Genomic DNA, 13,462 nt, shown 5'->3' with positions numbered 1-13,462 from the left:
CCTGGGCGGGGCATGCGGGCGGGCCGGAATCCGGATTGCGGGCCGCCGTGCGCCGGGTATGCCCGGTTTGCCCCACGTTCCCCGCGATGATCATGGGAACGGTCCCGGTTCTGTCCGTTTTGCCGGGAGAATTGCCATGATCATCGCCGGTGGGGGGCTGCGGGGGTGGGGTGCTCCCGTATCGCGGAAGGCGCCTCACGCCAAGCGGGAGGACCGGCCCGGGCCGCGAGCCCCTGCCCCGCCGCACCCCCGAAGACGACCGGAGTCCCCAGCCCCCTCCGCCCTCGGTGCCGCTTTCCACCACCGAACACCGGATCAGGCGAACACCGACAAGGCCGCCCAGCAGACCCGGGTTCCGCACCCCGCCCCTAGCGTGATGACCACGGGGAGAGCCACCAATTTCGTCCCATCTGCCCGGACTTTCGCCGTGATCACCGGCGGCAGGGCTGCGGACAGCGCTTTCCCGCCCCGCCGCGCCGGTCACGGGACCGGGCACCCCGGCCCCCTCCGCCCTCGGTGCCGCTTTCCACCACCGAACACCGGATCAGGCGAACACCGACAAGGCCGCCCAGCAGACCCGGGTTCCGCACCCCGCCCCTAGCGTGATGACCACGGGGAGAGCCACCAATTTCGTCCCATCTGCCCGGACTTTCGCCGTGATCACCGGCAGCAGGGCTGCGGACAGCGCCTTCCCGCCCCGCCCCACCGCACCCGCCAGGGGACCGGGCGCCCCGGCCCCCTCCGCCTTCGGTGCCGCTTTCCACCACCGAACACCGGAAAGCAAGAACACCGACAAGGCCGCCCAGCAGACCCCGGTCCCCCCGACCTCGGCCCGGGCTCTGGATGGTCATGGGGCTTTTCCCGGCACGACGGACGCGGCCGAGGTCCTATCCGTTCCGTGATCACCCGTGGTGGGGCAACCGGTGGCGGCATTCGCGTGCTTCTCTCACCGCCCCTGCGCGACACCGTTCTGACCTCGGATTTCCTCCCGGTGCGGCGGGTGCGCTTAGGCGGCGCGCGCGAGCGGCGTAGTTTCGGGGATGCGTTTTCGCCCAGCCGAAACAGCCGGTCGGGCCTGCGCGAGCGACAGACACTGGTGAACGGGCGGTCGTCGGAGGTGGCCAGTGGGGGACGGCGGTTCGATCCGCCCCGGGAGCACCGGAAGGTCTACCGTCCTGTCCGAGGCGCGCCTGGCGCGCCTCGCGGCGCGCGCCGTGGTCGTGCTCGCCGCCGGGACCATGGCCACGGGCTTCCTCCACTGGCGGGCCGGGCTGCTGGTGGCCCTCCTTACCGCGGTCACCATTCCGCTGCTCGGCCGGGCCGCCTCCCCGATCCCCGCCACCTACAGGCGCGGGCGGCTGCTGCGCTCGTTGGAACGGGCGGGATACCGCATCCTCCCCGAGCGGATGTCGCGGCACGTGGCGGTGGGGCCGGGCGGCGTGTTCCTGTTGGACACCCGGACCTGGCGGCACAGGGTGTCGCGCGCGTCGCGGGGGTGGCTAATCGGCGGGGTTCCGGCGGAGCGCGTGATGGAGCGGTTGTCCCGACACGCCGTGCGGCTGGAGGACGCGCTGCGGCTGAGAGAGTGGGCCGCCGTCCGCCTGGTGCCCGTCATCACGGTCGGCGGCCGCCTACCCCAACCTGTGATGCGCGCCGGGCGCGCCCTCATCGCCCGACCGCGGGGGGCCGCGGCCTACATCCGGCGGCGGCCCGACGTTCTCACCACCGAGCAGGTCGAGGAGATCGCCGACCGGATCGACATGACCTTCCGGCGCTGAGCGTGCGGCGGTCACTGGTGGGTACGTGAGGACCTGCACCGCTTCCGCGCGCGGCGAGGTTTTTACCCCCATGCGTAGTCTGGCGGTCGGATTCGTGGTAAAGGTCGTGAAACGCTACGAATTTTGGCAAAGGCGGTTACCGGCCCGCGAAGAGAGGCCTAGATTCTAGGAATATGACGGACCAGGACCTTGTCCACGCCCTGCGATCCACCCGGATTCAACCGTCGGACGCCTACGCTCGGCTCTATGACGCCTACGGTGAGGAGCTTTACCGCGAATGCTGGGTGTCGCTCCGTGACACCGACATGGCACACACAGTTCTGCGCGACACGTTCATCGTGGCCAGGGCGCACATCGATCGGCTTTCCGATTCGGCGCGGCTGCGAGAATGGCTGATCGCCATAGCCCGAGCGGAATGCGCGCGGCATCCGGTTGCGGCACGTGCAAGTGCGAGCGCACTTGCAGCACCAGCCAACCAGATGGCGGCGACGCCTAGCAGCGGAGAATACGCCGAGCAGTTCAACGGCGAATCCGCACTCTGCCGCCGGCCGCCATGTCTTCGGTTGCGCGTCCTCAGCGGTGTTACCGGGCCGGACCTTTCCGGTTACCGCGCGCACATCGCCGAACGCGCCAACGCATTTGACCGGTGCGGATTCCCGCTTCCGCCCTCCATGAAACGCCCCGACACCCTGTCTTCCCGCCTGGTTCCGGGGCTCATTCTGGCAGCCTGCGCACTGCTCATTCTGGTGCTGGTGGTCTACGTCTGCGTGCGGACCACTCCGGCCACGATGCCATGGCCGATCGACCCCATCGTGACGATGTCGGGCTGAGAAGGGTCGACCGGCGGTGAGCGGGCGCCCGCCATGCGCCGGACAACCCCGAGCGCGCGGTCGTCGCGACCATGCCGCGGCCCGGCGAACATCTGTACACCGGGCCGCGATCGGCAGTCGAGCTTGTCGCAAGATCCGCCTTGCCGGAGGACTACTCCTTGATGTGCGAGCGGTCCCCGTGGTGACCCGACTCCTCGGCGCGCTTCGCCGAGGACAGGACCTCCTGCTCGGCCTCGTGGCGGCCGACCCAGGTGGAGCCCTCGACGGACTTGCCGGGCTCAAGGTCCTTGTAGACCTGGAAGAAGTGCTCGATCTCCAGGCGCTCGAACTCGTTCACGTGGTGAATGTCACGGAGGTGTTCCATGCGCGGGTCCGTCGCGGGCACGCACAGGATCTTGTCGTCGCCCCCCGCCTCGTCGGTCATGCGGAACATACCGACGGCGCGGCAGCGGATCATGCACCCCGGAAACGTCGGCTGCTTCAGCAGAACGAGAGCGTCCAGCGGGTCGCCGTCGTCACCCAGCGTGCCCTCGATGAATCCGTAGTCGGCCGGGTAACTGGTCGAGGTGAACAACATCCGGTCCAAGCGAATCCGGCCTGTTTCGTGATCCATCTCATATTTATTACGCTCGCCCTTGGGGATCTCGATTGTGACGTCGAATTCCATGCTGTTCTCGGCTTCCCTTACGACTAGGGTCGTTGTGTCAGTACAGGTTTTCTCACGATGCCGAAGGAAGGCGGTGCCGGGGTGCGGCAGGTACGGGCCCGAGCTCTCCTTGCCTTGGCCATGCTCAACATATTCGTGCTGGTGGCAGGTGTTGTCGCGGCGGATGTGCTTGAGTCCCGGCCCCCGTCGACCATGCCTTATCCTGTCGCCCTCGCGCAGGACGGGCCGGCTTCGGCACCATCGGACGCCGCCCCGATCGACCCTGATCGGCTCGCGGACAAGCTCGATGATCGCATGTCGGACTCCGGACTGAGTGACGGACTCTCCGCTTATGTCACGGATGCGTCGAGTGGGACTGTTGTCTTCGAGAAGGACGCCGGCACAGCGAGAATTCCCGCGTCGACCACCAAGATCGTCACCGCGGTGTCCGCACTCCACGAACGCGGCCCTGAGGAGCGCCTGCGCACCACGGTCGTCCGCGACGGTGACCGGATCGTCCTCGTGGGCGGGGGCGACCCCACGCTGACCGAGAGCAACGCCCCCGGGGACTACCCGCAGATGGCGAGCCTGGAGGACCTGGCCGACCACACCGCCGCGGCACTGGAGCGCGAGGGCGTCGACAGCGTCCGCCTCGGTTACGACGGCTCGCTCTACTCCGGGCCCGTCGAGGGCCCCGACTGGAAGCCCAGCTACATCTGGGACGGCAACGTCGCCAAGGTCACCGCCCTGATGGTCGACGGTGGGCGGAAACACAAGGGGAGGAAGTACGGCGATCGTGTCGACGACCCGCCGCGTGTCGCCGCCGACGTGTTCGCCCGACGGCTGCGCGACGCCGGAGTGCGGATCGAGGGAAAGCCCGCCCCTGCCACGGCCCCCGACGGCGCCGACCCCATCGCCTCCGTGGACTCCCCGCCCCTCTCCGCCCTGGTCGAGAAGATGATGTTGGAGAGCGACAACAACATCGCCGAGGCCCTCGTCCGGCAGGTCGCCCTGGCCAGGGGCGAGGACGCCTCGTTCGCCGGAGCGTCCGCGGCGGTGGGGCAGGTCATGTCCGAGCTGGGCGTGTCCGGAGTGCACGTGGAGGACGGCAGCGGGCTGACCCGCAACAACAAGATCAAGCCGAAGGCCCTGGTCAAACTTTTGGCGACCGCCTCCGACCCGGAGAACCCCGACCTGCGCCCGGCCATCACCGGCCTGCCCACGGCGCACTTCACTGGCTCGCTCCACGACCGCTACTCCGACGACAGCGGATCCGCGGCCGGCGCCGGGCTGGTCCGCGGCAAGACCGGGACGCTCGACGGCGTCAGCGCGCTGTCGGGGACCGTCCGCGACAAAGACGGCCGACTGCTGCTCTTCGCCTTCATCGCCAACGACGGGGCGGCCGCTGGCAGCACGCTGGACACCTTCGCCGCGGCCGTCGCGGAGTGCGGCTGCTCCCGCTGAGCGACTCTGAGCTACCGAGCTGCTGAGCTGTCCTACGCGGCGTTCGGCGTCCGTTTGGCCCCCTCCGGTGGTCGCGGAGACACCAGCGGCCTCACCGGCGATTCTGCCCCCGCCGTCTCCGCGACCATCCCACGGCACCGGCGGCCCCATGAGGGGAGCGTCAGCAGTACTCGCGGACGGGGCGGGGGTTCTCCTTCCACGGCGGCATGCGCGACCGCGGCCAGCAGTACCCGCGGACGGGGGCGGGGGTCGCGTCCGGCCTGTCGCACGGGGCGTCCGCGGAGTATCCCCTCGGGGAAGCCCTGAGGAAACCCCGAAATCCAGGCGCGACTAGCCTTCGTCGGCATACCAATGGGTACGGTGAGAGCGTGAGTCTGATCGACTGGGACGTAGCCGTCAATACCGGAACCCGCCTCGTGCGGCCCGGCCCCCAAGTGGACCTCGCCGACGCCCGCCAAGCGGTGGCGCAACTGCGCGAGCTGTCCGTCACCGCACAGGGGCACGTGCGCGAATTCACCGGCATGCAGCCCCTTGAACCGGCCGGACCAGCGGTCATCGTTGACCGTCCCGGCTGGATCAAGGCCAACGTCGAGGGGTTCCGCGTCGTGCTGGAACCCATGCTCGACCGCCTCGGCGCCGAGAAGCTGGGCAACAACGCGGCCACCTCTATCACCTCGGCCGTGGGGTCCCGCGTCACCGGCGTCCAACTCGGTGCCGTGCTGTCCTACCTCGCCGGCCGTGTGCTCGGCCAGTACGAGCTGTTCCTGCCGCCGGACCCCGACGGCACCGCCCCCACGGGCCGCCTCACCCTGGTGGCCCCCAACGTCGTGCACACCGAGCGCGAACTCGATGTCGACCCGCGCGACTTCCGGCTCTGGGTCTGCCTGCACGAGGAGACCCACCGGACGCAGTTCACCTCCACGCCCTGGCTGCGCGAGTACGTGCAGAAGCAGATGCAGGAGCTGCTGCTCGCCTCCAACGTCGACGCGGCGGAGTTCCTCGACCGGCTGCGCGCCGCGGGTGAGGCCGTCGCCGAGGTCGTCCGCGGTGGCGAGGGCAACCTCATCGAGGTCTTCCAGAGCGACGAGCAGAGCGAGATCCTGGAGCGGATCACCGCCGTCATGACGCTCGCCGAGGGACACGGCGACTACGTGATGGACGCGGTCGGCCCCGAGGTCGTCCCCTCTGTGGCGCAGATCCGCCGCCGTTTCCAGCGCCGTCGTGAGGGCGCCAACCGGATCGACAAGATCATCCGTCAGCTGCTCGGTCTCGACCTCAAGATGAAGCAGTACGAAGAGGGCGCGGCGTTCGTCCGCACCGTTGTCACGCGGGTGGGCATGGCCGATTTCAACCGTGTGTGGGAGTCGCCCGACACCCTGCCGACGATGAAGGAGATCCGGGCCCCGGAGCTGTGGATCAACCGCGTCGTGCGCGCCGGGGAACTACCGGTCGCGCCCGAGGGCAACGGCCAGGTGACACCGCCGGAGCGGTCGGGCGAGGACGGGGAAAGCACAGGGGAGGAGTGAGCCACCGCCCGTCCCAACCCCCGCCCGCCATCGCCACCGCCCGGCGTGCCGTGCGGGCGGTGCTGACCGAGCCCGGCGGGCCGCAGGCCGGTGACCTCGTCCTCGTCGCGTGCAGCGGCGGGGCCGACTCCCTTGCCCTGGCGGGGGCGACCGCGTTCGTCGCGCCGCGCATCGGGCTGCGGGCTGGCGGGATCACCGTCGACCACGGGTTGCAGGAGGGCTCGGCCGAGCGCGCCGCAACGGTCGCCGCCACCCTGCGCGGGCTAGGGCTCGATCCGGTCGAGCGGGTGAGCGTCGACGTCGGGCGCGCGGGCGGTCCCGAGGGCGCCGCGCGCACCGCCCGCTACGCCGCGCTCGACGCCGCCGCCGAGCGCCACCGCGCCGCCGCCGTCCTGCTCGGGCACACCAGCGACGACCAGGCCGAGACCGTACTGCTCCGGCTCGCCCGTGGCTCCGGCGCGCGCTCCCTGGCCGGGATGTCCGCGCGCACCGGCCGCTACCTGCGCCCCTTCCTGGGCCTCGACCGCGCTACCGTGCGTTCGGCCTGCGATCTCATGGACCTGGAGGCGTGGGAGGACCCGCACAACACCGATCCCTCCTACGCGCGCTCGCGCGTGCGCGCCGAGGCGCTGCCGGTGCTGGAGAAGGTGCTCGGTCCGGGCATCGCCAAGGCGTTGGCGCGCACCGCCGACCTGCTGCGGGACGACGCCGACGCGCTCGACGCGTGGGTGGAGGAGGCCGAGCGGGACGTCGGGCGGCCGGAGGGCGGGCTTGGCGCCGCCGCGCTCGCCGAGCTGCCGCGGGCGGTGCGCACCCGGCTGCTGCGCCGCGCCGCGATCGCGGCCGGTTGCCCGGCCGGTGCCCTGACCGCCGGGCACGTGGCCGAACTGGATCGGTTGGTCACGGAGTGGCGTGGCCAAGCGCACGTCGATCTACCTGGGGGAACGCAGGGTCGGCGGGCCGACGGGATGATCCTTTTCACCCCTCCCCTCCGTTGATCTCGGCGACATCGACCCGATGGCGGCCGCCATTATTCGGTCGATACCGCCGAGATCAACGGAGGAGGGAGGAGATGGGGGCGGGGAAACAGGGGGCATGTGGGCGCGTCGGGGTGTATATGGCGCTCGTGGCACCTTCCGCACCTTTATCCTGGTTGGCGCACCAAGTCCGACGGAGCAGCGAGGACAGTTAAGCGTGGACGCGAAAGACATGGGCGAGGACCTGGAGAAGGTCCTGGTCACCGAAGAGGAGATCAAGACTCGGCTGCGCGAGATGGCTGCCGAGATCGACGCCGCGTACGCCGGCAAGGACTTGCTGCTCGTCGGTGTCCTCAAGGGCGCCGTGATGGTGATGGCCGACCTCGCCCGGGAGCTGCACCACCCCGCCGAGACGGACTGGATGGCGGTGTCCTCGTACGGTGCCGGCACGACGTCGTCGGGCGTGGTGCGGATCCTCAAGGACCTCGACGCCGACATCAAGGACCGCAACGTCCTGATCGTCGAGGACGTCATCGACTCCGGCCTCACGTTGTCCTGGCTGGTCGGCAACCTCAAGTCGCGGGGTCCGGCCTCCGTGGAGATCTGCACGATGGTGCGCAAGCCGCTGGCCTTCAGCGTCGACCTCGACGTCAAGTACATCGGCTTCGACCTGCCCAACGAGTTCATCATCGGCTACGGTCTGGACTACGCGGAGAAGTACCGGAACCTGCCGTTTATCGGCACTCTGGCGCCCCACGTTTACCAGGACTGAGCGAGTGCGCCGTGTGGCGTCCCGATGATCGGAACTTTCCGCGTCGCACGGTCGGTCCGGGCCATGCACCGGGAGCCACACCAGGCTCCGGGAACAGATCGTGTCCATCACGCGTTGCCGTCATGACGGGTGCTCACCGGAACGCATGCCTCGGCGCACGAGTGCGTTCGTTCACGGCAGGGGTGTACCGTCGATTATCCCGGCATCATTATTCGGGAGTACGTGTCCGATAGGTCCCGCTTCCGGCGGCCACAGCAGGCCTTCCAGGGGGACGGTGGAGCACTCGGGTGCGGCGCGCCGCCGCGTCGTCCCGCGCCACCCGACCACCTGGTCCGGCGCCTCTGCGGTTATCGGGGCAGGCCGCCTGGTCAGGAGGGACGGACCCAGCGGGGTTCCGTATAGATGAATCTCAAGCGTTTGTACCGCGGGCCGTGGCTTTGGATCCTGGCCATTGGCCTCTTGCTCTTTGCGTTTTTCCAGTTCACCAATTTCGGGTCCGGCCCGGAGCCGGAGAAGGTCGACACCTCCAAGGTGTTCGATCTCATCTCCAAGGACAAGGTCGACAACGCGAAGATCATCGACAAGGACCAGCGGATCGAGCTGACGACCACCGACGGTAAGGTCTACGAATCTTACTGGGTCGAGGGTCAGGGCTTCGAGCTCGCACAGGACCTGCGGAAGCAGGAGCTGGAGGGGGACAACCTCACGTCCTACGACGTCGAGGTCCCCAAGGACAGCATGTTCGTGTCCTTGCTCTTCAGCTTCCTTCCGCTGATCATCCTCATCGCCATCTTCCTGTTCGTCATGAACCAGATGCAGGGTGGCGGCTCCCGGGTGATGAACTTCGGCAAGTCCAAGGCCAAGCTGATCACCAAGGACACCCCGAAGAACACCTTCTCCGACGTCGCGGGCGCCGACGAGGCCATCGAGGAGCTGCAGGAGATCAAGGACTTCCTGCAGAACCCGGCCAAGTTCCAGGCGATCGGCGCCAAGATCCCCAAGGGCGTCCTCCTCTTCGGTCCCCCCGGCACCGGTAAGACGCTGCTCGCGCGCGCTGTCGCGGGCGAGGCCGGGGTGCCCTTCTACTCCATCTCCGGCTCCGACTTCGTTGAGATGTTCGTGGGTGTGGGCGCCTCGCGTGTGCGCGACCTGTTCGAGCAGGCCAAGGCCAACGCTCCGGCGATCATCTTCATCGACGAGATCGACGCCGTCGGCCGCCACCGCGGCGCCGGCATGGGCGGCGGGCACGACGAGCGCGAGCAGACGCTCAACCAGATGCTCGTCGAGATGGACGGCTTCGACGTCAAGGGCGGCGTCATCCTGATCGCGGCCACCAACCGCCCCGACATCCTCGACCCCGCGCTGCTGCGCCCCGGCCGCTTCGACCGGCAGGTCGTCATCGACCGGCCCGACATGGAGGGCCGCAAGGGCATCCTGGAGGTCCACGCCAAGGGCAAGCCGATCGCGAGCGACGTCGACTTCGCCGTCATCGCCCGGCGCACCTCCGGCATGACCGGTGCCGACCTCAACAACGTCGTCAACGAGGGCGCGCTGCTGACGGCCCGCGCCGGGCGCACCGAGATCGACATGGCCACGCTAGAGGAGGCCATCGACCGCGTCATGGCCGGTCCGGAGCGCAAGACCCGGGTCATGTCGGACGCCGAGAAGAAGGTCATCGCCTACCACGAGGGCGGCCACGCCCTCGTCGGGCACGCACTGCCCAACTCCGACCCGGTGCACAAGATCACCATCCTGCCGCGCGGCCGCGCGCTGGGGTACACGATGTCGGTGCCGATGGAGGACAAGTTCCTCACCTCGCGCTCGCAGATGATGGACCAGCTCGCGATGATGCTGGGCGGGCGCGCCGCCGAGGAACTCGTCTTCCACGAGCCCACCACCGGCGCGGCCAACGACATCGACAAGGCCACCAGCGTGGCCCGCAACATGGTCACCGAGTACGGCATGAGCGAGCGGCTCGGCGCGCGCAAGTTCGGTTCGTCCAGCACGGAGCCGTTCCTGGGCCGCGAGATGTCGCACGCCCGCGAGTACTCCGAGGAGATCGCCTCCCTCATCGACGAGGAGGTGCGCCGCCTCATCGAGGCCGCGCACGACGAGGCGTGGGAGGTCCTCGTCGAGAACCGCGCGGTCCTCGACGACCTCGTGCTGCACCTGCTGGAGAAGGAGACCCTCTCCAAGGAGGAGGTCCTGGAGATCTTCGCCCCGGTGAGGAAACGCCCCTCGCGGGGGTCCTTCACCGGCTACGGCAAGCGGCAGCCCTCCAAGCAGCCGCCCGTGCTGACGCCCAAGGAGCTCGCGCACATGGCACCGCAGGAGGTCGAGCAGGTGACCTCCGGCAACGGCCAGGCGTCCTGGAGCGGCACCGGCGAGTCGTGGCAGGGCGGCCCCGAAGCCGACACCTCCCGCCGCGTCAACGGTGCCCCGGAGTCCGCGGGGTCCGGCGGTGACTCCGAGTCAGGGGAGCAGGCGTGAGTACCGGCGCCGGGGGCGACATTTTCACGACGGAACCGTCCGCCGCGGGTGTCGACCAGCCCAGGATCGAGAAGGCCGTCCGGGAGATCCTCCTCGCCATCGGCGAGGACCCGGACCGCGACGGCCTGGTCGACACCCCGGCGCGGGTCGCGCGCGCCTACCAGGAGCAGTTCGCCGGTTTGAGCCAGCGGCCCGAGGAGGTCCTGACCACGGTGTTCGAGGCCGGCCACGATGAGATGGTGCTGGTCAAGGACATCGAGATGTACTCGACCTGCGAACACCACCTGGTGCCGTTCCACGGCAGCGCCCACATCGGTTACATCCCGAACACCAACGGGCAGATCACGGGCCTGTCCAAGCTGGCCCGGCTGGTGGACGTCTTCGCCCGGCGCCCGCAGGTGCAGGAGCGGCTGACCACCGAGATCGCCGACGCGCTGATGGACTACCTCGATCCGCGCGGCGTGATCGTGGTGATCGAGGCGGAGCACCTGTGCATGACCATGCGCGGGGTGCGCAAGCCCGGCGCCAAAACGGTCACCTCGGCGGTGCGGGGGGTCTTCGCCAAGCGCGACCGCACCCGCGCCGAGGCGATGAGCCTCATCATCGGCCACAGCTGAGCTCGGCGAAGCGGACGAGTCGTACCTTCCGACGGCGCCCGTAGCGATCAAGGGTCGCTACGGGCGCCGTCGCGCGTCGTGTGTCTCATAGGGTGTGGGCATGGCGTCGACGTACAAGCTGCCCGGGTTGCCCGAACAGGGGCGCTGCCTGGTCATGGGGGTCGTCAACGTCACCCCGGACTCCTTCTCCGACGGTGGCGCCTACTTCGATCCCAAGAGAGCAATCGAGCACGGACTGCGGCTGGCCGAGGAGGGCGCCGACATCGTCGATGTCGGGGGTGAGTCCACCCGTCCCGGCGCCCAGCGCATCTCGCGCGACGAGGAGCTGCGCCGCGTGGGTCCGGTGGTGCGGGAGCTCAGCCGCCAGGGGGTGGCCGTCAGCATCGACACCATGCGCGCCGAGGTCGCCGAGTACGCGGTCGAGGCCGGGGCGCGCCTGGTCAACGACGTCAGCGGGGGGCTCGCCGACCCCTCGATGGCTCGGCTGGTCGCCAAGGCGGGTGTCGCCTACGTGTTGATGCACTGGCGCGGGCATAGTCACGACATGCAGAACCGTGCCATGTACGACGACGTCGTCCGAGAAGTCCACAATGAGCTGAGGCAGCGCATGGAGGCCATGGTCGACGAGGGGGTCGATCCCGACCAGATCATCCTCGATCCCGGGCTCGGCTTCGCCAAGCGGCCCGATCGCAGTCACAACTGGGCGCTGTTGAGCGCCCTGGACACGTTTCACGACATGGGGAGGCCCCTGCTGATCGCGGGTTCCCGAAAGCGTTTTCTCGGGCGTCTGCTCACCGACGCCGAAGGCACCGCCCGTCCCTCCGCCGGCTGTGACGCCGCCACGGTGGCGCTCACCACCCTGGCGGCCGACCGCGGCGCCTGGTGCGTCCGCGTGCACGACGTCCGGCCTAACGCCGACGCGGTGCGCGTCGCGTCGGCGTGGCGCAGCGGGGGCGCCGACCTGGACGAAGGCAGGGCCGACGTCATCGGCCGGGGCGGCCTGTGAAGTCCCGCCACGAGGTCATGGAGCGCGTGGCGGAGGCCAACGCGCAGTTCTACGGAGCCATCGAGAACGGTGACATCGACCTGATGCGCCGCGTCTGGGCGGAGGAGGACGACGCCCCCGACCTGGTCTGCGTGAACCCGGGGTGGCCGCTGCTGCGCGGCCGTGCGGAGATCATGCGCGCCTGGTCGCTGATTATGGCCAACGTCCCCTACATCCAGTACGTGCTGACCGACACCCACATCGGGGTGAGCGGTGAGGTCGCGATGGTCACCTGCGAGGAGAACGTGCTCACCGCCGAGGACGACAGCCCCGGATTCGTCGCGGGCGGCCAGGTGGTGACCACCAACATGTTCGTCAACACCGAGCACGGCTGGCGGCTGTGGTCGCACCACGCCTCGCCGGTGCTGATGGACGAGGAGGACGGGGAAGAGGACCAGGAGTGACCGGAGGGCTGGACCGGCTGGACCGGATCGCCGTGCGGGGGCTGCGCGCCCACGGGTACCACGGTGTGTTCCCCGAGGAGCGGCGCGAGGGCCAGGACTTCGTGGTCGACGTCGATCTCGGGGTGGACACCCGTGCGGCGGCGCGCAGTGACGACGTCGCGGACACCGTGCACTACGGCATGCTCAGCAGCCGCCTGGTCGACGTGATCACCGGAGAACCGGTGAACCTCATCGAGACCTTGGCCGAGCGGCTGGCGGCGGTGTGCCTGGAGGAGTCACTGGTGCGCGAGGTCGAGATCACCGTGCACAAACCGGACGCGCCGATTCCGCACAAGTTCGATGACGTGACCGTCAGGATCCTGCGGAGACGCGCGTGAGCGGGGTCGGAGGGGCCCCGGCGTCGGCCCGGCGGGTCGTGCTGGCGCTGGGGAGCAACATCGGCGACCGGATGGCGACCCTGCAGGGAGCCGTGGAGGCCCTGTCCCGCGACTCCTCGGTGCGGATCACGGCGGTCTCGCCGGTGTACGAGACCGCGCCCGTGGGCGGCCCCGAGCAGGGCGCCTACCTCAATGCGGTGGTCGTCGCCGAATGCTCGCTGCGTCCCCACGCCCTGCTGGAGCTCACCCAGGGTGTGGAGCAGGAGTTCCACCGGGTGCGCGAGGTGCGGTGGGGCCCGCGGACGCTGGATATCGACATCCTCGACTTCGACGCCGAGACCAGCGACGACCCCGTGCTGACCCTGCCGCACCCGCGGGCGCACGAGCGCGCGTTCGTGTTGCGGCCGTGGTCCGACATCGATCCCGATGCCGTGGTTGTGGGGCGCGGCGCCGTGGGCGATCTACTCGGCGAGGTCGCCGACCAGGAACTGTGGCGCCGATCCGATCTCGCCCTGCGACCGCCGGAGTAGCTGAGC

Annotated in this window: 13 protein-coding genes; 12 read left to right on the top strand and 1 reads right to left on the bottom strand. The window is 69.4% G+C overall.

The window, feature by feature from the left end; all coding sequences use genetic code 11:
• Positions 1-1,124: 1,124 nt before the first annotated feature.
• Complete coding sequence (locus ABD259_RS10440; protein WP_344100635.1) at positions 1,125-1,778, top strand: hypothetical protein; 654 nt, start codon at positions 1,125-1,127, stop codon at positions 1,776-1,778.
• Between the two features lie 173 nt (positions 1,779-1,951).
• The gene (locus ABD259_RS10435; protein ID WP_344100633.1) at positions 1,952-2,608 is read left to right on the top strand and encodes an RNA polymerase sigma factor; all 657 of its coding nucleotides are present in this window, start codon (positions 1,952-1,954) and stop codon (positions 2,606-2,608) included.
• Between the two features lie 151 nt (positions 2,609-2,759).
• Here the strand turns inward: ABD259_RS10435 and ABD259_RS10430 are convergent, their stop codons facing one another.
• Positions 2,760-3,275, bottom strand: coding sequence for an inorganic diphosphatase (locus ABD259_RS10430; RefSeq protein ID WP_344100631.1), 516 nt, complete (start codon positions 3,273-3,275; stop codon positions 2,760-2,762).
• Positions 3,276-3,467: 192 nt separating this feature from the next.
• Here ABD259_RS10430 and dacB point away from each other — a divergent pair, with 192 nt between their 5' ends.
• From dacB to folK, 10 genes are all read left to right on the top strand, one after another.
• The gene (dacB, locus tag ABD259_RS10425) at positions 3,468-4,718 is read left to right on the top strand and encodes a D-alanyl-D-alanine carboxypeptidase/D-alanyl-D-alanine endopeptidase (RefSeq protein ID WP_344161788.1); all 1,251 of its coding nucleotides are present in this window, start codon (positions 3,468-3,470) and stop codon (positions 4,716-4,718) included.
• A 374-nt stretch (positions 4,719-5,092) separates the two neighbouring features.
• Complete coding sequence (locus ABD259_RS10420) at positions 5,093-6,244, top strand: zinc-dependent metalloprotease (protein ID WP_344161807.1); 1,152 nt, start codon at positions 5,093-5,095, stop codon at positions 6,242-6,244.
• Complete coding sequence (tilS, locus tag ABD259_RS10415; RefSeq protein ID WP_344161785.1) at positions 6,241-7,242, top strand: tRNA lysidine(34) synthetase TilS; 1,002 nt, start codon at positions 6,241-6,243, stop codon at positions 7,240-7,242. The genes ABD259_RS10420 and tilS overlap by 4 nt, the downstream gene beginning before the upstream one ends.
• Positions 7,243-7,438: 196 nt before the next feature.
• The gene (hpt, locus tag ABD259_RS10410; protein ID WP_026125774.1) at positions 7,439-7,993 is read left to right on the top strand and encodes a hypoxanthine phosphoribosyltransferase; all 555 of its coding nucleotides are present in this window, start codon (positions 7,439-7,441) and stop codon (positions 7,991-7,993) included.
• 402 nt (positions 7,994-8,395) lie between these two features.
• Entirely contained in the window at positions 8,396-10,483 is a 2,088-nt protein-coding gene (gene ftsH / locus ABD259_RS10405; protein WP_344100624.1) for an ATP-dependent zinc metalloprotease FtsH, read from the top strand.
• Positions 10,480-11,100, top strand: coding sequence for a GTP cyclohydrolase I FolE (gene folE, locus ABD259_RS10400; protein ID WP_344100622.1), 621 nt, complete (start codon positions 10,480-10,482; stop codon positions 11,098-11,100). Before ftsH ends, folE begins: the two co-directional genes overlap by 4 nt.
• 100 nt (positions 11,101-11,200) lie before the next feature.
• A complete protein-coding gene (gene folP, locus ABD259_RS10395) occupies positions 11,201-12,106 on the top strand; it encodes a dihydropteroate synthase (RefSeq protein WP_344161782.1) in 906 nt (301 codons plus the stop codon).
• Complete coding sequence (locus ABD259_RS10390; protein WP_344100618.1) at positions 12,103-12,549, top strand: nuclear transport factor 2 family protein; 447 nt, start codon at positions 12,103-12,105, stop codon at positions 12,547-12,549. Before folP ends, ABD259_RS10390 begins: the two co-directional genes overlap by 4 nt.
• A complete protein-coding gene (gene folB / locus ABD259_RS10385) occupies positions 12,546-12,926 on the top strand; it encodes a dihydroneopterin aldolase (RefSeq protein WP_344100616.1) in 381 nt (126 codons plus the stop codon). The genes ABD259_RS10390 and folB overlap by 4 nt, the downstream gene beginning before the upstream one ends.
• Positions 12,923-13,456: a 2-amino-4-hydroxy-6-hydroxymethyldihydropteridine diphosphokinase gene (gene folK, locus ABD259_RS10380; RefSeq protein ID WP_344161779.1), complete on the top strand. Its 534-nt coding sequence runs from the start codon at positions 12,923-12,925 to the stop codon at positions 13,454-13,456. The genes folB and folK overlap by 4 nt, the downstream gene beginning before the upstream one ends.
• Positions 13,457-13,462: the final 6 nt, after the last annotated feature.

Source organism: Nocardiopsis rhodophaea (assembly GCF_039530945.1).
In the GTDB taxonomy this organism is placed as follows: Bacteria; Actinomycetota; Actinomycetes; order Streptosporangiales; family Streptosporangiaceae; genus Nocardiopsis_C; species Nocardiopsis_C rhodophaea.
This window is presented reverse-complemented; position numbering and strand designations above follow the sequence as displayed.

Coding starts and splice junctions, on each gene's coding strand:
- ABD259_RS10435 (WP_344100633.1), top strand. CDS start 1,952: ATGACGGACCAGGACCTTGTCCACGCCCTGCGATCCACCCGGATTCAA.
- ABD259_RS10430 (WP_344100631.1), bottom strand. CDS start 3,275: ATGGAATTCGACGTCACAATCGAGATCCCCAAGGGCGAGCGTAATAAA.
- dacB (WP_344161788.1), top strand. CDS start 3,468: ATGCCTTATCCTGTCGCCCTCGCGCAGGACGGGCCGGCTTCGGCACCA.
- ftsH (WP_344100624.1), top strand. CDS start 8,396: ATGAATCTCAAGCGTTTGTACCGCGGGCCGTGGCTTTGGATCCTGGCC.
- folP (WP_344161782.1), top strand. CDS start 11,201: ATGGCGTCGACGTACAAGCTGCCCGGGTTGCCCGAACAGGGGCGCTGC.